This is a genomic window from Cryobacterium sp. PH31-AA6, from assembly GCF_030063195.1.
In the GTDB taxonomy this organism is placed as follows: Bacteria; Actinomycetota; Actinomycetes; order Actinomycetales; family Microbacteriaceae; genus Cryobacterium.
The window spans coordinates 54,649-72,629 of record NZ_JASISS010000006.1 but is presented as its reverse complement, the minus strand read 5'-3'; the positions used below and the strand labels follow the sequence as shown (position 1 = coordinate 72,629).

Genomic DNA, 17,981 nt, shown 5'->3' with positions numbered 1-17,981 from the left:
GCTGTCACCCGCTGAGGAGGACCGGCCATGAGTGATGGAATCGGGAGTGAAAACGTTCCGCAGGCTCCGGCCGGCAGCATCGTGGTCGGCCATGACGGATCGAGCGACGCGGACTACGCGCTGGCCACCGCGCTGGACTTCGCCGAGCAATTGACGGCGCCCGTCGTGGTCGTCCGGGCCTGGTCGATCGCGACGGCCCCCAAGCCCGCCAATTGGGAATTCGGCTACGTGTCGTCGTTCGCTGAATATGCGGCGGCGGTTCAGGGCGAGCTCGTGCGGGACACCCGCGCCGCGGCCGAGAGACATGGCACGGTTCCGATCAGCTTTCGCGCGGTGCATGCCGGGCCGGCGAAGAGCCTGATCGACGCGTCTCGTGATGCCCGGATGCTTGTTGTGGGCTCCCGCGGGCTGGGCGGTCTCGCGGGCATGTTGCTCGGCTCGGTGAGCGAGCAATGCGTGCGGCATGCGGCGTGCCCCATTCTCGTGGCTCGTCCCCCGCGTTGAGAGGATGCCGCGGGCCTAGAACTTCTCCGGCCGCACCACGAAGATGTCGCTGGTGAACATGATCATCGCGTAGTTGTCGTAGTAGTGCGTTTGCAGGTGGGTCGCGATCGTTTCCGCCGTCGCCGCATCACACACCACTTCTACGCGGATGCTGGCGTTCAGATCCCAGTCGGCATGCCGAACGCCGCGACTGCCCTTGCCGCGGACGTCGCTGATGGTGTACCCGTGCGCATTGAGTCGGTCCAGGTCCTTGATAAGGGTCGCCTCGAGGGCTGCCTCGGTGACGACGGTCAGGAGCTTTCGCTTGTTGTTTTCCACCGGTCTCATCCTTTCAGGAATGCGTCTGCCCATACGGCGAGGGCGTGGTAAATCGGAATCCCCAGCAGCACGTTGAAGGGGAAGGTGATCCCGAGCGCGGCCGCCAGGGACAGAGTCGGATTGGCCTCCGGCACGGAGATGCGCATGGCGGCCGGGACTGCGATGTAGGAGGCGCTCGCCGCCAGCGTTGCCAGGATGGTGATCCCGCCGACCGAGAGCCCCAGGGACAGGCCCAGTCCGGTCCCGACGAGCGCGGAGAAGAGCGGCATCGCGATGCCGAAGATCACGAGGAACGGGCCGTGGCGGCGGAGGCCTCCCACTTGCGCCGCCGTGATCAAGCCCATTTCCAGCAGGAAGAGTGCGAGGAAGCCCTTGAACAGGTCGACGAACAACGGTTCGATCGACGCCAGTCCATCGGGCCCCGCGATCCAGCCGATGAGCAGGCCGCCCAGGAGGAGCACAATGCCCTTGCCCAGGAAGACCTCGTGCCCGACCGATTTCCACTGCGTCTGCCGGGAGAGGCCGCGGGCCAGCACGATTCCGACCAGAATTGCCGGCACTTCCAGCGCGACCAGAAGCACGGGCATGTACTCTTCGAAGTCGATCTGTCGACTTCCCAGGTACGCGACCGCCACGGCGAATGTACCGACGCTCACCGAGCCGTAGTGGGCCGCGATCGACGCCGCATCCGCTCGGGGGAGACGACCCAGGTAACGCAGCACCGGGAATGCGATCAGGGGGAGTAGCAGCCCCATCGCCACCACGGCAAGCAACTGGGGCGCCAGGGCGCCGAACGGCTGCCTCGCGAGTTCGACGCCGCCCTTGAGCCCGATGGCGAGCAGCAACACGATCGTGACGAACTCGTAGATCGCTGCGGGGAGCCGCAATTCAGAACGCAGGAGCCCGGCGACAGCGCCCAGGACGAAGAAGAGGATTACCGGATCAATCACGTAGCAGGTGCCCCATTCGATTTCACGTCAATTACGCGCTTTACAATACATGAATAACTTAGCGCGTTTTCCGAAACGTGTGTCAACTAGGATGTTGAGGTGGCTGAATGGACTTTTCTGACGAATCACGCGCATATCCTGCTGTGCGTCGCCAAGGACCCTGGCATGCGGCTCAGGGACATCGCGGCCGAGGTGGGCATCACCGAACGTGCCGCCCAGCGCATCATCGCCGAACTGGTCGCCGCCGGCTATCTCAGCCGGCAACGCGACGGTCGCCGCAATCACTATCAGCTCTTCCCGGAACTTCCCCTCCGGCATCCCCTGGAGCGCCACCGCCAGATTGGTGAGCTACTCCAGGCGCTCGATCTCGACTCGGCTGCCGGGGCCCCAGCCGCGGGGGCGGCTGACCAGGTTACCGGCGGTCGGTAGTCTCGTCCGACGCCGGGCGGACTATCCGCGGTCGGGTCACCGGGCGCGGTGCACCGCCGTGGCCACGACCAGGTCTTCCCAGGACATGCCGGAGCTCGTGAACACGCGCGGCCGATCCAGGTCGACCGCCGTGGCCCCGGTCGCGATGGAGCGGAGCGGCACGAGCGCGTCGGCTGCGATGACGCCCTCCTCGATCGGGATGAGCACGTCTCCGCCCTCGCGCAGTGCCACGGCCAGGTCCTCGACGACGACCTGAGCCCGGCCGACGAGGGTGGAGGGCAGCTCGCGGGCGCCAGGTTCGTGTGACCCGACGGCGACGGTGCAGGAGTCGGCCGGCACGAGGCTGCCATCGAAGAGCGGGGTGCGTGCCGTCGTCGCGCAGACGATCAGCTGGGCGCTCCGCACATCGGCGGAGGCCCCGACGCTCGCGGCCTGGCCGGACTGCCGGATTCGAGCAGCCAGGTCCGCGGCCCGGCCGGAGTGCCTGGCGACGATGGTGACCTCGCCGATCTCCCGGATACCGCGCATCGCCTCGATGTGACCCCAGGCCTGCGGTCCGGAGCCGAACACGACCATCCGCTCGATCCGTGCGGGGGCGAGATGGTCGGCGGCCGCGGCTGAGACGGCCGGGGTGCGCAGGGTCGTGAGTGCGGCGCCGTCGAGCAGGGCGACCGGACCGAGTGTCACCGCGTCCAGCAGCAGGTAGACGCCCTGGATCCTCTCCCGGCCGATGGCGGGGTTTCCCGGGGCGACGGTGGCAACCTTGACGCCGGCGAACTCCGCGGCCTGGGCGGGCATCAGCAGCAGCTGCCCGCGCTCGAGCTCGAGGATGCCGCGGTCGAAGTCCGCCGCCGGGTCGAGCCCGCCACGGAGGGCGTCATCGATCGCGCGCGCGGCGGCACGGAATCCGACCCGGCGGAAGATCTCCGCCCCGGAGATCCAGGGTGGTCCGGTGGTGTCGGTCATGCCCCGGCCGTCGGGCCCGAGACGGTCCTGGGAATCTCGTGCCATGAGATGAGCATACTAACCGGTCAGGAAGCTCGAATCCCGGTCGCCACGGTCGCACTCGTCACGGTCGCGGCTGACCCCGGCGCGCGTCGCCCAGCGGTGACGGATTCCCCGGGAGACTTCCCGAAAGGAAAAAAGCTACCGGAATCGCCGGGTTGGAAATAAGCTGCCGATTGCCGGGGAATTCCCTCGGCAATAGAACACAGTGAGGTCGGCAATCATGAACCTTTTATTGGTCATCGTCGCAATCGTGGCCGTCGTGCTTCTCCTCACAGGCGGGTTCGTGCAGTCCCTGCAGTTCCTGCTCTGGGTCGGGGTTGTTCTCCTCGTCATCGCCGTGATCATGTTCCTGGCCCGATCGATCTCGGGCCGCCGCACCTAAGCGGCCTCACTGGGGGTCGCAGCACGCACGGACCGCCCGACCGCCCGACCGCCCGACCGCCCGCCCGACTGCCGGGCTGCCGGGCGGTCCGTGCTGTTGGCGGTAGGCAGTCCCGTTCTCCGGGCGTTCGCACGGTCTCCTCGCGACCGCTATCGGGACTACCTAAACTGGGCCTATCGGGCTGATCGCTCGCCGAGCAGGGGAGACAGACCGCATGACTGAAACCAACCGCGTCGTCGTCGTCGGTGACGCACTCATCGACGAACTCCGTGACGCGGAGTCCCTGCGCGAGTTTCCGGGCGGCGCGGCGCTGAACGTGGCCGTTGGCCTCGCCGTGCTCGGAGTTCCGACGACCCTCATCGCCATGGTTGGCGACGACCCCGATGGCGCGGCGCTGCGGGACTTCCTCGCCGCGCACGACGTGGCCCTGATCGCCACACCAGGCCCGCACGGCAGTTCCCGGGCCACCTCGGACCGCACCGACGGCGAGCCGCGCTATGCCTTCAACGAGGCCGCGAAGAAGCGCCGGATCGAATTCGGCGATGCCGAGCGCGCCGCACTCGACGCCGCGCGCCTGGTCGTCGTGAGCTGCTTCCCCTTCGACGACGGGGCCCAGACCGACGCCTTCCTCGCGGCGGTCACCGATCCGCAACAGCGCCTGGTGATCGACCCCAACCCGCGCGCCGGCATGCTCGCCGACCGTGAGGCCTTCGTGCGCAACTTCGAACGTGTCGCGGCCCGCAGCCTGCTGACCAAGGTCGGAGACGAAGACGCGGAGCTGCTCTACGGCAGCACCCTGCCTGAGCTGCGCGCCCGGCTCCTTTCCGCCGGAGCACACCACGTGCTGGCGACCGCCGGGCGCGACGGGGCGACGATCGAGACCGACGACGGGCTGCTCGTGAGCGAGCCGATCAGTGCGTTGCCCGGCGCCGTGGTCGACACGATGGGCGCCGGCGACGCGACCCTGGCCTCCAGTGTGCAGACCATCCTGGCCACGGGCGTTCCGACGGATGCCCCGGGCTGGCAGCGTCTCCTGGCCGCCGCCATGCGCATCGCGGCCGCCACCTGCCGCGAAGAGGGTGCCCTGCTCCGGGTGCCGCCCGTCGTCTGACGCCGGGCGCCACCCGGGAGAAACCGGATCATCGGAGCCTGTGGCGTGAGACGGCGGCCCAGGTGCAGACCCGGCGTCAGACCCGGCGTCGATCTCGTCGGCAGCTCAGTCGACTCAGGCGTCGACGGGCTCGAGGAGGGGACGTTTGGGCGGTCGTCCATCGCCGGACGAGCGTCCGGTGAGCCGGCGCCCGATCCATGGCAGCACGTATTCGCGGTAGTAGGCCGCGGTACCGGGGACCCGACCAGCGGCGGCGGCCTCGAGGCCGGCCCATTCGGCGGGCACCGGCACGCCGAGCGCCTCGAGCACGTTGGACGCGACCCGCGTGTGCCCGAGGGCGTTGAGGTGCAATTTGTCGACCGACCAGAACTGTCCCTCGGCGAGCAGAGGGTCGCCCCAGTTGTCGACCAGGGTGACACCCGGCCGCACGAACGCATCGCGGGCGGCCTCGGCCAGCCGGTCGCCGCGCCGTTGCATGACCGCACCCATCGGTAGGTGCCGCGACGGGTTCCCGCCGCTGAGCACCAGCATGTGCGTGCCGCGCTCGAGCGCGCGATCGACGACCTTGCCCATCAGATCGATGACATAGGAGATCTCGACCCGCGGCCGCATGAGGTCGTTGCCGCCGCCGCAGAGTGACAAAAGATCGGGGGCCTGGGCGAGGGCCGGTTCCAGTTGCTCGGCGACGATCGGACCGAGCAGGCGCCCGCGCACGGCGAGGTTCGCGTACGAGACCCGGGTGGCGGATGCCTCGGCGATGCCGAGCGCGACCAGGTCCGCCCAGCCGCGAAGCCGTCCGTCCGGCAGGTCGTCGCCGACACCCTCGGTGAAACTGTCACCAATGGCGACGTAGCGCTGGAACATCAGGATCCCCTCACCCTGCGAGTGCCCGAACAGGCATCCGGGCAGGGGCGATGCTACTCGCTCTCGTCGTGGGTGTGCCGTGTGCCGTGGGTCTGTTCGACGCCCTGGCTCGGGTCCTTCGGGAGGTTCCAGCGGCCGGAGAGCACGTCCCTGGCCTGCTGGGCCGCGCGGCGAACCTCTTTGTCGGGGTCGCGCAGGCGCTGCACGATCGTGGCGAGGTGGTCGGCGGTGCCCTGGGCGGCGAGCGCGTGCAGGGCGGCGGCGCGCACCCGCGGCACCTCGTCGGTGGTCAGGCGCACGAGCTTCGGGGCAACCTGGAGGTCGCGGAGCAGGATGACCCGCGCGCACATTTCGCGCACCCGCCAGGCCTGGTTGTTCAGTCCGACCACGACGTACGGCGCGGCTGCCTCGCTCCAGACGTAGAGCAGGGCGCGGGCACCCCACAGCTCGGGCCAGTAGAGGGCGGGAGCGCCTTCGAGGATGCCCAGGGCGTGGCGTCCGCCGGCGTAGAGCAGGAAGTCCTTGCCGGCGTTCTTGGCACGGAGGAGGGCGATGGAGTTGTCGATCACCGTTTGTTCGCCATAGTGCAGGACGGCGGCGTGGATGCGCTCCGCCGTGGGCAGGTCGATGGGAAGGTCGGGGTGTAGATCTAATTTGTTAGGCATGGCACTGCCAAAACTAGCAAGCGCGCGGGGTGCAGGCCAATGCCGGGTTTCCCCCAGGGGCCGATCGTGGTTCAGCTGGCGTCATCGTCGACCGGAATCGTGCGCTCGAACCCGGTCGCCCGGTCGTAGATACCGTAGTTGCCGATCTCCCGATAGCCGAGGCGGCGGTACATGGCGAGCGCCTCCGGCTGGGCGTAGCCGGTCTCCAGGCGCACCATCCGGTAGCCGAGTTCGCGGGCGAGCTCCTCGAGGGCGGTGAGCACGGTGGACGCGTGGCCGGCCCGACGGTAGGCCGGGTTGGTCCACATCCGCTTGACCTCGCAAGTGCGCTCGTCCAGCTGGCGGATGCCGCCGCCGGCGACTGTGTTCGCGCCGTCGAGCAGCACGATGAAACCACCGGTAGGCGGGTCGAAGGCGCCCGCTTCGACGTCGTGCACCGTGTCGGCCCCGCCTCCGCCGTAGCGTTCCTCGTACTCGCGACCGAGATCGGTGAGAAGTGGGGCCACTTCGGGGTCGGTCAGGCGTACGCGGGCGATTTTCACATCCCCTAGTCTGCCTGATCGGCGCGCGTTCGATCGCGACCGGTAAACTCCTCCTGTGTCTGTCAACCCCGAACTGCAGGGCCGGGTCTTCCCGCCGGTCGCCCCCTATCTCGTCGGCCGGGAGAAGGTGCGTGAATTTGCGCGCGCCGTCTTCGCGACCAACCCGATCAACCACGACCCGGATGCCGCGCGCGCAGCGGGCTACGCCGACGTCGTCGCCCCGCCCACCTTCGCGGTGGTCGTGCAGGAAGCCACCCTGGCCCAGCTGCTGGCCGAGCCGGACGCCGGCATCGACTTCAGCCGGGTCGTGCACGGCGACCAACGGTTCAGCTTCAGCCGCCCCATCGTCGCCGGTGACGAGCTCACGGCGACGCTGACCGTGGCGAGCGTGAAGAGCCTGGGCGGACACTCCATGGTGACGGCCGAGTCCCGAGTCGTCGACGCATCCGGCGCCCACGTCGTGACCGCGACCTCCACCCTTGTCGTCAGGGGAGACGAATGAGCATCATCAGCACCACCCCACGACTGGGCGACCTGGTCGTCGGCGCCGTCGTCGCCGAAGCGACCTTCCCGCTGACCCGGGGTTCCCTCGTGCGGTATGCCGGGGCCTCCGGAGACTTCAACCCCATTCATTACCGCGACGACGTGGCCGTGTCCGTGGGGCTGCCCGGCGTGCTCGCGCACGGCATGCTGACCATGGGCCTGGCGGTGCAGCCCGTCATCGACTGGGCGGGTGACCCGGGCCGCATCCTCGACTACCAGGTGCGCTTCACCCGCCCCGTGCTCGTCGACCCGGCCGCCGGCGCCGTCGTCACGGTCGTCGCCAAGGTCGGCTCGATCGACGCGGATGCCGGCATCGTGCGCATCGACCTCACCGTGTCGTTCAACGAGGTGACCGTGCTCGGCAAGGCGCAGGCACGCGTCAGCCTGGCCGACCGCCCACGCACCGGGGCCTGAGGCCGTGCCGAGAACCGGCTCCGGGCCGCTCCCGAGGTTCGCCGACCTGACCACCATGCGTGTCGGTGGCCAACCGGCGCGGCTGCTCTCTCCGGCGACCGAGCTGGAGCTCGTCGACGCCGCCCGCACGGTGTGGGGATCAGGTGAGGAGTGGATGCTGCTCGGCGGCGGCTCCAACATGGTCGTCTCCGACGAGGGTTTCGACGGCACCGTGATTCGAGTGCTCACCCGTGGCGTGGCGGTGTTGGCGACCGGTGCCGCCGCCGACGCCGAGGCGAGCGCATCGGACCGGGTGCGACTGCGCGTGCAGGCCGGCGAACCGTGGGACGAGCTCGTCGCCCGCACGGTCGCAGAGGGCTGGTCCGGCCTCGAAGCGCTCTCCGGCATCCCCGGTTCGACCGGGGCCGCCCCGGTGCAGAACATCGGCGCCTACGGCCAGGAGCTCTCGGACAGCCTGGTCGCGATCGACTTCCTCGACTACGAGACCGGCGTGCTCCGCCGGATCGACGCGGCCGAACTCCAGCTCGGCTACCGCACCTCGGCGCTCAAGCAGGGGCTCCGAGGCCTCGTGCTCGCGGTCGAACTGGAACTGCACGACACCCGGGCCGAGGCATCCGTGCTCGGCAGCGCACTCAGCACGCCGGTCGCCTACCCGCAGCTGGCCGGGGCGCTCGGGGTGCAGGTCGGCGACCGGGTTCCGCTCGGCGCATTGCGGGCATCCGTGCTCGCCCTGCGCGGCGCCAAGGGGATGGTTCTCGATGCCGGCGACCCCGACACGAACAGTGCCGGCTCGTTCTTCACCAACCCGATCGTGTCGCTGGCCTTCTCCCGCACAATGCCGGCGTCGGCGCCGCGCTGGCCGCTGACCGACCCCGACCCGCCCGACCGGGTCATCCCGATCGAGGAGTACTACGGGGTCGGCCCGGTCGAAGACGCGACACCGGTGCCGCTCGTGAAGCTCAGCGCCGCCTGGCTGATCGAGAATTCCGGGATATCGCGTGGCTTCAGGTTGCCCGGGTCGCGCGCGGCGATCTCGAGCAAGCACAGCCTCGCGTTGACCAACGTCGGCGGGGCGACCGCCGACGAGATCGGCCAACTCGCCCGCTTCGTGCAGGGCCGGGTGCAATCGGAGTTCGGCGTGATCCTGCAACCGGAGCCCCTGCTCGTCGGCGTGACCCTCTAGCCGCGCCCGGCAGGGCGCGGCCCCTCCCGGGCCGTCCCGGGCGCATTGTCGCTCGCGGCCCGTCCAATGGAACTCGGCGCACGTTGCTCCACACGCCGGGTTCCGGGACACGTGCCGCGAGCGCCGCCGGTCGGGCTCGTGCACGCCGGCTCGCTGGGGAGCGCTAGCCGGCCCGACGCAGTGAGGCCGCGATTCCGGCGACGACGAGCAGGACGCCGACGGCGATGACCCCGCCGAGTAGCCACAGGGTAGGTTCGACCGGGCGGGGCAACAGGGTCGATAAGAGCATGTAGGCCGCGAACGTGAGCAGGATGACGCCCCAGAGGATCGTGCCGAACAATGGCCGGCGGGGTCGGCCGGCCGGGGCGGCAAGGTGCGGGGGAGAGGCGGCCTGCGGTGTCGCCGTCGGGAGCGGATCAGGCGCGACGTTGGCGGATGCGACGGGCACCGGTTCGATGGGCACCGGTACGGCGGGCACCCGCGTGACGGCCGTTGGTTCGACCGGCACGGCGGTGGCAGGTCGCGCTTCCGGTGCTTCCGGTGCTTCCGGTGCTTCCGGTGATTCCTGGGATTCCTGCGGCCCGGGAGGGCGCGCGGGAGCCCGCACGGCGGCCAGGTCTGCGTCCTCCGCGGGGAGGGAGCCGGCCGAGTTCGAATACGAGGGGCCGACGGGCCCCGGTGCTTCGGTGGCGGCGGTGGTGGTTGCCGCATCCTTCTCGGTCATCGGTTCTCCTGGCTGGTCGAGGGGCTGCCGTTGTCATTGGCGATGGTGACCTGGCCGAGGAAGGTCCAGACGCGGATCCGGGGCATGGCCCGGGTGCCGTCGTCATTGAAGGCACGCTGGTCGTGGAAGAAGAGGCCGCCCAGACCCTGGCTCGACGGGTCTGCGGAGTAGTTGATGCCGCCGATGAAAGCGCCGGCCTCGACCTGCACCGCCCGGTCCGTCGGCAGGATCAGCTCCGTGACGCCCATGCCCATCCAGATGTCGATGGTGCGTTCGTCCGAGCCGCCCGGCTCGTCCAAGCGCGACAGGTCGATGGTGGACTTTCCGGCCAGCACGACGTAACCGGGAGGTGCACCCGCCGCGACCGGACTGACCGTCCAGACCGGAGCGCCGACGGGGAAGAACGCTGTTCCGCCAGGGAAGACGCCGAGCAGCACGAGCGCGGCGGCGGCGAGGAAGGCCAGGCCGCCCATGGCGCCGCCCTCGCGGCCGCGGATCCCGGAGATGATGACACCGAGGGCGAGAACGCCGACCGTGACGGCCAGGCCGACGATCAAGGCAGCCGTCGACCAGGTTCCGGCCGACCACAGCCCCGCCGTGACGGCACCCCCGGTCAGCGCGAGCCCGAGCACGATCGCTGAGAAGCCGGCTCCTTGACGTCGGTCCCGCCAGGTCCCTCGCCCCGCCTGGCCGGCTGCCGCGCCGCGCCGGGCATTCGCCCCCTCGTCTGCGAAGCCGGCCGGATAGTCGACGGCGCCGTGCCGCTGGTAAGTGCCGGGTGGGGCCGAGGTGCGCCGCACCAGGAACACGACGAGCCAGATGATCCCGATCGTGACCCCGATGCTCCAGCCGACCGCGAGCGTCGTGGACAGCCAGACCGGCAGCCCCAGCGCAGCCTGCGGGTTCTGCCACCACAGGTCGCGCGAGTAGGACACGAAGCTGATCGCCAGCACCGCCACGATCACGATCATCACCGGTTCGAAGACCCCGCGCAGCGCCTGTTCGGCGTGGATGCGACCCTGCGCGTCCGGGAGCAGTGCCCAGCCGACCACGTAAACGAACAGCACCGGCCCGCCGAGAACGGCCAGCACGATCGCAATGACCCGCACCAGGAGCGGGTTCAGTCCCGCACGGCGGGCGATCCCGCCGCACACCCCGGCGAACCACCGGTCGCTGCCACGCACGATACCGGTAGACCGATTCCAGTCGAAGAAACGGTCGCCGCTCCCCGGGGCGCCGGACGTCGGCGGAGGCGCGGCCGGTGTCGGCCCGGCCCGGCCCGAGCCCTGCTGCGCTGAGTCAGTCATGCTCACAGTGTGCCCGCGCTCCGCCGAGTCGACAATGGCGGGCCCCGGACCGGGCCGGCCGGCGGTCGCCGACGGATGCCGCGCTACAGCAGCCCGAGTTCCATCGCCCGGGTGACGGCCCTGGTGCGGTCGCTCACCGCGAGCTTCTCGAAGGTGTGCAGCAGATGCGTCTTGACCGTGGCCTCGCTGATGAAGAGTGAACGTCCGATTTGGGGGTTGCTCTGGCCGGCCGAGACCAGCCGCAGCACGTCGAGTTCCCGGGCGGACAGACGTGGCGACGGCGCTGTATCCGCCCGCACCCGGTGAACCAGCCTGGCCGCGATGGTCGGGGCGAGTACGGTCTGGCCGCCGGCCACCGCGCGCACGCCCTCGATGATCTCGGCCTGGGGTGCTGCCTTGAGCAGGTAGCCGCTCGCGCCGGCGGCGATGGCGCCGAGGATCTGGTCGTCGCTCTCGTAGGTCGTCAGGATCAGCACCCGGGTGGCGTCGTGTGCGGCGAGGATGCGCTGGGTGGCTTCGACGCCGTCGACGCGCGGCATCCGCAGGTCCATCAGCACGACGTCGGGGCGCAGCGCGGCGGCCAGCGTAACCGCCTCCTCACCGTCAGCGGCCTCCCCGACGACGACGATGTCGTCGGCCGCGCCCAGTAGCAGGGCGATCCCGCCGCGCACGATCGGATGGTCGTCGGCGACCAGCACGCGGATCACGGGGTGCTCCGGGTGAGGTCGTCGTCGGCGAGCGAGGCGACGCCGTGTACGCGGATCACGGGGGTGCTCCGCCTGGCATCGACACGCAGCGGCACGCTCACCCGCAGCACGGTGCCGCGGGGGACTCCGTTCGTGATCGAGAGGCTGCCGCCGACGAGGCCTACCCGGTCACGCATCCCCGACAGGCCGAATCCGTTCTCCCGCTCGGCCGAATAGCCACCGAGACCCCGGCCGTCGTCGCGCACGGTCAGGGTCGCGGTTTCGCCGCTCTGGTCGATGCAGACGGATGCAGCGCCGGCCCGGGAGTGCTTGCGCACGTTCGCGAGTCCCTCCTGCGCGCAGCGCAACAGGACGACCTCGAGCTCGCGGTCGAGGCCGGCCACGGTGACCTCCGCGTCAACCTGGATACCGGTTTCCCGGCCGAAGCGCTCGGCCAGGCGACCCACCGTTTCGGCGAGGGTCGAATCGTTCACTCGCACGGGTGACATGGCGGCGACGAGCGCGCGCGCCTCGGTGAGCGCCTGACGGGCCGTGTCCTCGATCAGGTCGACGCTCGCTCCCGCGGCGGATTCGGCGCCCAGCTCGGTGTGGGCGCGCTGGGCGAGCATGACGAGGCTGGTCAGGCTCTGCGCGATGGTGTCGTGGATCTCCCTGGCCAGGCGTTCCCGCTCGATGGCGCCGCCGGCATCCCGGTGCAGGATCGCCAGCTCGTCCTGGGCTGCCGTCAGTTCCGCGAGCAACCGGCGCTGGGTGTTGCCGTCACGGGAGATTCGGGTGATCCAGGCACCGAGGGCAACCGCGAACACGAACGAGATCGCCTCGACGGCGCCGGCTTGCAGAAGGTCGCCCAGGCCGCCACCGAGGCTCACCGTCAGACCGGCGGCGACTACGACGGCGAGCAGAGCGCTCAGGGCGACGGACGCGAGGAAGCCCGGGGTGAGCACCCAGAGCAGTGGAAAGCTGATCGCCTGCAGGGCCGCCAGGTTCGGGTTGAACGCGGCGGCCACGCCGGACCCGACGATGAGGGCGACCCGGAACGCGGTCTGCGCGCCGGCGCCGGCCGGGACGGCTGGTGGCGTTCCGCCCGGCAAGACCGCGGCAGGAGAGCGTCCGGCCGACGTCCATGACGCGGGTGAGACCCCGGCGGAGGCGACCGCATCGGGTGAGACCCCGGTGGAGGCCGCTCCCGCGCACTCGGCGGCCCGGCGGATGCCCCGCCGCCCGAACGCGAGATAGCAGAGGCCGATCGCGGCCAGGGTGATCAGGGCGCCGGCCCGCCCCGGTCCGGCGAAGTCGGAGTCGAGGGCCGCGATCACGGCCATCACCAGGAGCGATCCGGCGATGACCGTGTCCCACCAGCGCAGGCTGGTCATGGCACCAGCCTGCCCCGCACGTGCGGGCCGGCCGCGGGCATCCGTGCCGCAGGCACGCGGATCACGCGTCCTTCCGGATCCAGCGGAACGTCACGCGGCTGAGCACGAGCCCGATCACGAGCCAGACGGCCAGGTTCAGGGCCACCATCGGGAAGTCCCACTCGCCGGTCTGCTCCAGGGAGGCGAACCCCTCCGGCAGGAACACCCCGCGCATGCCCTGCGCCACCCATTTGAGCGGGAACACGCCGGCCAGGTTCTGCATCCACTCTGGGAGAACGTAGAACTGCAGGTAGACGCCGGAGATGAACTGCAGAATCAGCACGATCGGGATGACGACGGCTGCGGCACTCTTGCCGGAGCGGGGGAGGGCCGAGAGCGCGATGCCGAGGAAGGCACAGGTGATCACGCCGAGCAGGAAGACCCAGGCGAAGGTGAACCACCTGCCCGCCTCGGTCGGCAGGTCGATGCCGAGCAGGAACCGGGCGACCAGGATCAACAGCGCGGCCTGGATCAGGGCGGTCACCAGCACCCCGCCGAGCTTGCCCATGAAGTAGCTGAGCGGCGAGAGCGGCGTGCCGCCGAGTCGTTTCAGGGTGCCGTCACCCTTCTCGCCGGCAATGTCGATGGCGAGGTTCTGCACGCCGGAGAGCAGGATCCCCGCGGCCAGCATGGCCGGCAGGTAGTAGGCGCCGACGCTGATCCCCCCGGTGCCGTCGGCGTTCTCGCCGATGTTCCCGGCCGCGCCGAAGGCCGCGGTGAAGATGCCGAGCATGACGAACGGGAACAGGAACGTGAAGAACACGGTGTCCGGGGTGCGGAAATAGACCCGGGTCTCGTAGAGCACACGGGACGCACCGAGCCGCAGGATGCCGCCCAGTCCGCCGAGGGACGGGGCGCCCGCTGCAGGGGCCCCGTTTGCCGTGTTCGTGCCGACGGCGCTCATGCGAGCACCTCCTCTTCGCTGTCGCCACCGGCTGTGCCGGTGGTCTCGTCGCCATTGTCGGCGCCGGTTTCGTTGTTATGGCCCCGGCGCTCGCCGCGGACGAGGCCGAGGTAGACATCCTCCAGGCTGGGCCGGATCACCTCGAGGCCGGCCGGTTCCCCGCCCGCGGCGATGAGGCCGGCCACCACTCGGCCAGGCTCCTGCGTGCGCACCTCGCGCGGGGCCCCGTCGGCATCCCGCCAGCGCACCAGGGGAACCCGCGCCTGCGACCCGCCGATCTCGTCGATGGTGCCGATGTCGATGAGCCGCCCGTCGTTGATCACCCCGGCCCGGTCGCCGAGCTGGGCGGCCTCGTCGAGGTAGTGGGTGGTGAGCAGGATGGTGGTGCCCTCCGCCTTGAGCCGCCGCACCAGGTCCCAGAACTGGTGCCGTGCCTCGGGGTCGAAGCCCGTGGTCGGTTCGTCCAGGAACAGGAGCTCCGGCCGGCCGATGATGCCGAGCGCGACATCCACCCGCCGGCGTTGTCCGCCGGACAGCTTGCTGATGCGGGTCTTCGCCTTCGAGGCAAGGCCGACGGCGTCGATCACCTCGGACACCCGGCGCGGGTTCGGGTAGAGCCCGGCGAAGTGACTGAGCTGTTCGGCGACGGTGACGTTGCCGCTCTCGCCGGTGGACTGGAGCACGATTCCGAGGCGGGCCTTCCAGGCCCGGCCCGCGCGTTGCGGGTCGGCGCCGAGCACGCTCACGTCGCCGGAAGTGCGGTCGCGGTAGCCCTCGAGGATCTCGATCGCGGTGCTCTTGCCTGCCCCGTTCGGGCCGAGCAGCGCGAAGGTCTCGCCGGCCCGGATGTCGAAGCTGATGCCGCGGAGGGCCTCGAGCCCGCCATAGGACTTGTGCAGGTCGCGCACGCGCACGACCGGGGATGAGGTTTCCATACCAGTAGGTTCCCACCCCGCCGCGCTGGGCGAAAGCCTCGCCCGGTCGACCCGCCCATCCACCGATCGACGGATGCCGTCCCCACCGCGAAAGTGCACTTTTGGCCCCCTCAGCGGAGTCGAAGGGGCGAAAAGTGCACTCTCGCGGGCCCGCGGACGAGGTTGGGCGGGGTGGGGCGGGGAGGGTTAGGCGAAGAGGCGCTGGAGGCGCTGCACGCCCTCGAGGAGTTGGGCGTCGCCGAGCGCGTAGGAGAAGCGGAGGTAGCCGCTCGGCCCGAAGGCCTCGCCCGGAACCGCGGCCACCTCGACCTGGTCGAGGATGAGGTCCGCGAGTTCGAGCGATGTGGTCGGGGTGACGCCGCCCCAGGTGCGCCCGAGCAGGCCCGTGACATCGGGGTAGACGTAGAACGCGCCCTGCGGCGTCGGGGTCACCATGCCGGGGATCTTGTTCAGCTCGGCGACGATGACCTTGCGTCGGCGGTCGAAGGCGTCCCGCATGGCGAGCGCGGCATCCTGCGGCCCGGTGAGGGCGGCGATGCCGGCGCGCTGGGAGATGTTCGACACGTTGGAGGACAGGTGCGACTGCAGATTGGCGGCGGCCTTGATGGCGTCCTGCGGACCCACCATCCAGCCGAGGCGCCAGCCGGTCATCGCATAGGTTTTCGCGACGCCGTTGACCAGGATGGTGCGGTCGGCCAGCGCGGGCACGGCCTCGACGATCGAGACTGCTCTCACTCCGTCATAGGTGAGGTTCTGGTAGATCTCGTCGCTGATGACCCACAGGCCGTTTTCCTCGGCCCATTCGCCGATGGCCTGAGTCTGTTCGGGGGAGTAGACCGCGCCGGTGGGGTTGGACGGTGACACGAAGAGGAGCACCTTGGTGCGCGGGGTGCGCGCGGCCTCGAGCTGCTCGACCGTGACCAGGTAGCCCTGGTCTGCTCCGGCGAAAACGTCGACCTGCACGCCCCCGGCCAGACGGATCGACTCAGGGTAGGTGGTCCAGTACGGCGTGGGCACGATGACCTCGTCGCCCGGGTCGAGCAGCGTGGCGAAGGCCTGGTAAACCGCCTGCTTGCCGCCGTTGGTGACGACCACCTGGCTGGGCGAGATGGCCAGGCCGCTGTCCCTGAGCGTCTTCGCCGCGATGGCCTCGCGCAGATCGGGCAGCCCGGCCGCCGGGGTGTAACGGTGATTCTTCGGGTCCCGCACCGCGGCAAGGGCGGCCTCAACGATGTGCTCAGGGGTCGGGAAATCAGGCTCGCCGGCGGCGAAGCTGATCACCGGTCGACCGGCAGCCTGGAGCGCCTTGGCCTTTCCGTCGACCTTGAGAGTCGCCGACTCCGCGATGGAACCGATCCGGGTAGAGATGCGCTTGAGTTCGTGAGTCACGTTTCGAGCATAGGGCGGCGTACCGCCCCCGCGAAGGTCCGGAGCCGTGAATCTCGCATTCCGCCGCCCCAGAGTGACCCCAGCTTTACTCTCGTCCCGGAGTGACCTAGACTTGACCGAGGTAGTTGAATTCTGCCATGCTTTTTTGCGCCCTTTTTGGTGTGTCCCGTGGACTCGCCGGAAAGCCGCGGAGGAGAGTGGCGCTCAGGATTCTCTCCATAGGGTGGTGGCTCAATTGGTAGAGCAGCGGTCTCCAAAACCGCAGGTTGCAGGTTCGAGTCCTGTCCGCCCTGCAAGTCGGTGGCATTCCGTCGGCCCATGAAAGGTGTAATCAGGTGGCCCGAAAAGTTGTCGACGAACCCAGTGAGGAAATCGTCGCGAACGCGAAAATTGCGCGTGATTCGAAGCGCAGTCCCTTCGCTCGGATGTCCCTGTTCATCAAGCAGGTCATGGCGGAGCTGCGCAAGGTCGTCACCCCCACCCGCAAGGAGCTCCTGAGCTACACGGGAGTTGTGCTGGTCTTCGTGGTCATCATGATGGCAATCGTTTCCGCTTTCGACTGGGTGTTCGCACTCGTCGTGACATACGTTTTCGGAACGCCAGGCGGCTGAACGGATGCCGCCGGGCGGCTCCCGCAAGGATTCATGGCAACGCTGAACGGGTCACGCTTTCGTGCCCAGGCAATAGAAAAGGATTGAGATTTAGTGACTGAGACGAATCACGACGATGTCGACTGGGCCACCGCCGCCGAGCAGTCCTCAGACGACGACGAGGCGCAGGAGGGCAACACCCTCGCCGCCGAAGAAGGCTCCGTAGAGGCCGCCGAGCAGGCAGCCGTCCACGTGTTCGACCCGAGCGTCGGAGTCGAAGACAACCTCGACGCCGCGCTGGACGCGCTGGCCGGATCGGTTGATCCCGAGGCCGACGCGATTGTCGACGACGCCCTCGACATCGACTCCGTCGACGAAGCGGATGCGTCCGTCGAGGCCGTGCAGGACGAAGAAGCCACCGAGGCCGAAGAGGCCGTCGATGAGGACCCGTACGCGGAGTTCCGCAAGGAGCTGCGCTTCCAGCCGGGCAAGTGGTTCGTCATCCACTCCTACGCCGGCTTCGAACGCCGCGTGAAGTCGAACATCGAGAACCGCAAGCAGTCGATGGCCATGGAAGATTTCATCTACCAGGTCGAGGTTCCGATGGAAGACGTCGTCGAGATCAAGAACGGCCAGCGCAAGATGGTCACCCGAGTGCGAATCCCCGGCTACGTGCTGGTGCGGATGGACCTCAACGAGGACAGCTGGTCCGTGGTTCGCCACACCCCCGGTGTGACCGGGTTCGTCGGCAACGCCCACAACCCGACCCCGCTCCGTTTCGAAGAGGCCTTCGGCATGCTGAAGAGCCTCGTCGAGATTCAGGAAGTCCCCACCGCGAAGTCCGGCTCAGGACGCGGCGGCAAGGTTCCCACCCGCGCCCTCCCGGCCGAGATCGACTACGAAATCGGCGAGACCATCACGATCAAGGAGGGCTCGTTCGCGGGCCTGCCCGGATCGATCAGCGAGATCAAGGCGGAGAGCGGCAAGCTCATCGTGCTGGTGTCGCTGTTCGAGCGCGAGACCCCGGTCGAGCTCAGCTTCGACCAGGTCACCAAGCTCTAAAAAGTTTCCAGTTCACCGGGGCCCGTCCGGGCCACCGG

The 17,981-nt window shown here is 69.4% G+C and carries 22 protein-coding genes and 1 tRNA gene; 10 read left to right on the top strand and 13 right to left on the bottom strand.

Annotation, left to right across the window (positions count from 1 at the left end; translation table 11 throughout):
- Window positions 1-27: 27 nt before the first annotated feature.
- The gene (locus QMG61_RS06745; RefSeq protein ID WP_283493568.1) at window positions 28-504 is read left to right on the top strand and encodes a universal stress protein; all 477 of its coding nucleotides are present in this window, start codon (window positions 28-30) and stop codon (window positions 502-504) included.
- Window positions 505-519: 15 nt separating this feature from the next.
- Here the strand turns inward: QMG61_RS06745 and QMG61_RS06740 are convergent, their stop codons facing one another.
- The gene (locus QMG61_RS06740) at window positions 520-831 is read right to left on the bottom strand and encodes a P-II family nitrogen regulator (protein WP_283493567.1); all 312 of its coding nucleotides are present in this window, start codon (window positions 829-831) and stop codon (window positions 520-522) included.
- Window positions 828-1,772 (bottom strand): sodium-dependent bicarbonate transport family permease, encoded by a 945-nt coding sequence (locus QMG61_RS06735; RefSeq protein WP_283493566.1) that lies wholly within the window; start codon window positions 1,770-1,772, stop codon window positions 828-830. Before QMG61_RS06735 ends, QMG61_RS06740 begins: the two co-directional genes overlap by 4 nt.
- A gap of 99 nt (window positions 1,773-1,871) precedes the next feature.
- Here QMG61_RS06735 and QMG61_RS06730 point away from each other — a divergent pair, with 99 nt between their 5' ends.
- Window positions 1,872-2,201: a helix-turn-helix transcriptional regulator gene (locus QMG61_RS06730; RefSeq protein WP_283493565.1), complete on the top strand. Its 330-nt coding sequence runs from the start codon at window positions 1,872-1,874 to the stop codon at window positions 2,199-2,201.
- A gap of 36 nt (window positions 2,202-2,237) precedes the next feature.
- Here QMG61_RS06730 and QMG61_RS06725 read toward each other — a convergent pair whose 3' ends face one another.
- Window positions 2,238-3,212 (bottom strand): ornithine cyclodeaminase family protein, encoded by a 975-nt coding sequence (locus QMG61_RS06725; RefSeq protein ID WP_283493564.1) that lies wholly within the window; start codon window positions 3,210-3,212, stop codon window positions 2,238-2,240.
- Between the two features lie 217 nt (window positions 3,213-3,429).
- Between QMG61_RS06725 and QMG61_RS06720 the strand changes: the two genes are divergently transcribed.
- Both QMG61_RS06720 and QMG61_RS06715 read left to right on the top strand, forming a co-directional pair.
- Window positions 3,430-3,591, top strand: coding sequence for a hypothetical protein (locus QMG61_RS06720; protein ID WP_283493563.1), 162 nt, complete (start codon window positions 3,430-3,432; stop codon window positions 3,589-3,591).
- A gap of 214 nt (window positions 3,592-3,805) precedes the next feature.
- On the top strand, window positions 3,806-4,702 hold the full coding sequence (locus tag QMG61_RS06715; RefSeq protein ID WP_283493562.1) for a carbohydrate kinase family protein: 897 nt from the start codon (window positions 3,806-3,808) through the stop codon (window positions 4,700-4,702).
- Window positions 4,703-4,816: 114 nt separating this feature from the next.
- On the opposite strand, the gene QMG61_RS06710 is transcribed toward QMG61_RS06715, so the two are convergent.
- The 3 genes from QMG61_RS06710 to QMG61_RS06700 form a co-directional block, all read right to left on the bottom strand.
- Window positions 4,817-5,566: an SGNH/GDSL hydrolase family protein gene (locus QMG61_RS06710; RefSeq protein WP_283493561.1), complete on the bottom strand. Its 750-nt coding sequence runs from the start codon at window positions 5,564-5,566 to the stop codon at window positions 4,817-4,819.
- A 53-nt stretch (window positions 5,567-5,619) separates the two neighbouring features.
- Window positions 5,620-6,231, bottom strand: a complete 612-nt coding sequence (locus tag QMG61_RS06705; RefSeq protein WP_283493560.1) for a HEAT repeat domain-containing protein — start codon at window positions 6,229-6,231, stop codon at window positions 5,620-5,622.
- Window positions 6,232-6,302: 71 nt separating this feature from the next.
- Window positions 6,303-6,773 (bottom strand): GNAT family N-acetyltransferase, encoded by a 471-nt coding sequence (locus QMG61_RS06700; RefSeq protein ID WP_283493559.1) that lies wholly within the window; start codon window positions 6,771-6,773, stop codon window positions 6,303-6,305.
- Between the two features lie 55 nt (window positions 6,774-6,828).
- On the opposite strand from QMG61_RS06700, the gene QMG61_RS06695 reads away from it, so the two are divergent.
- Genes QMG61_RS06695 through QMG61_RS06685 form a run of 3 tightly spaced genes read left to right on the top strand, consistent with a single transcriptional unit; the run spans window position 6,829 to window position 8,913 of the window.
- Entirely contained in the window at window positions 6,829-7,275 is a 447-nt protein-coding gene (locus tag QMG61_RS06695; protein ID WP_283493558.1) for an FAS1-like dehydratase domain-containing protein, read from the top strand.
- Window positions 7,272-7,730, top strand: a complete 459-nt coding sequence (locus tag QMG61_RS06690) for a MaoC family dehydratase (RefSeq protein WP_283493557.1) — start codon at window positions 7,272-7,274, stop codon at window positions 7,728-7,730. The genes QMG61_RS06695 and QMG61_RS06690 overlap by 4 nt, the downstream gene beginning before the upstream one ends.
- A gap of 4 nt (window positions 7,731-7,734) precedes the next feature.
- Window positions 7,735-8,913, top strand: coding sequence for a UDP-N-acetylmuramate dehydrogenase (locus tag QMG61_RS06685; RefSeq protein WP_283493556.1), 1,179 nt, complete (start codon window positions 7,735-7,737; stop codon window positions 8,911-8,913).
- Window positions 8,914-9,076: 163 nt separating this feature from the next.
- Here QMG61_RS06685 and QMG61_RS06680 read toward each other — a convergent pair whose 3' ends face one another.
- The 7 genes from QMG61_RS06680 to QMG61_RS06650 all read right to left on the bottom strand — a co-directional run bounded on the left by QMG61_RS06680 (window position 9,077) and on the right by QMG61_RS06650 (window position 16,291).
- A complete protein-coding gene (locus tag QMG61_RS06680; protein ID WP_283493555.1) occupies window positions 9,077-9,637 on the bottom strand; it encodes a hypothetical protein in 561 nt (186 codons plus the stop codon).
- Complete coding sequence (locus QMG61_RS06675) at window positions 9,634-10,944, bottom strand: PspC domain-containing protein (protein ID WP_283493554.1); 1,311 nt, start codon at window positions 10,942-10,944, stop codon at window positions 9,634-9,636. Before QMG61_RS06675 ends, QMG61_RS06680 begins: the two co-directional genes overlap by 4 nt.
- An 83-nt stretch (window positions 10,945-11,027) precedes the next feature.
- On the bottom strand, window positions 11,028-11,651 hold the full coding sequence (locus QMG61_RS06670; RefSeq protein ID WP_283493553.1) for a response regulator: 624 nt from the start codon (window positions 11,649-11,651) through the stop codon (window positions 11,028-11,030).
- Window positions 11,648-13,024 (bottom strand): histidine kinase, encoded by a 1,377-nt coding sequence (locus QMG61_RS06665; RefSeq protein WP_283493552.1) that lies wholly within the window; start codon window positions 13,022-13,024, stop codon window positions 11,648-11,650. The genes QMG61_RS06670 and QMG61_RS06665 overlap by 4 nt, the downstream gene beginning before the upstream one ends.
- Window positions 13,025-13,085: 61 nt before the next feature.
- On the bottom strand, window positions 13,086-13,967 hold the full coding sequence (locus QMG61_RS06660) for an ABC transporter permease (RefSeq protein WP_283493551.1): 882 nt from the start codon (window positions 13,965-13,967) through the stop codon (window positions 13,086-13,088).
- Window positions 13,964-14,902 (bottom strand): ABC transporter ATP-binding protein, encoded by a 939-nt coding sequence (locus tag QMG61_RS06655; RefSeq protein ID WP_283493550.1) that lies wholly within the window; start codon window positions 14,900-14,902, stop codon window positions 13,964-13,966. The genes QMG61_RS06660 and QMG61_RS06655 overlap by 4 nt, the downstream gene beginning before the upstream one ends.
- 186 nt (window positions 14,903-15,088) lie before the next feature.
- Entirely contained in the window at window positions 15,089-16,291 is a 1,203-nt protein-coding gene (locus QMG61_RS06650) for a pyridoxal phosphate-dependent aminotransferase (RefSeq protein ID WP_283493549.1), read from the bottom strand.
- A 220-nt stretch (window positions 16,292-16,511) separates the two neighbouring features.
- Here QMG61_RS06650 and QMG61_RS06645 point away from each other — a divergent pair.
- From QMG61_RS06645 to nusG, 3 genes are all read left to right on the top strand, one after another.
- Window positions 16,512-16,584: transfer RNA gene (locus tag QMG61_RS06645), tRNA-Trp, on the top strand.
- Window positions 16,585-16,626: 42 nt separating this feature from the next.
- On the top strand, window positions 16,627-16,902 hold the full coding sequence (gene secE, locus QMG61_RS06640; protein WP_283493548.1) for a preprotein translocase subunit SecE: 276 nt from the start codon (window positions 16,627-16,629) through the stop codon (window positions 16,900-16,902).
- Between the two features lie 93 nt (window positions 16,903-16,995).
- Entirely contained in the window at window positions 16,996-17,943 is a 948-nt protein-coding gene (gene nusG, locus QMG61_RS06635) for a transcription termination/antitermination protein NusG (RefSeq protein WP_283493547.1), read from the top strand.
- Window positions 17,944-17,981 lie beyond the last annotated feature (38 nt).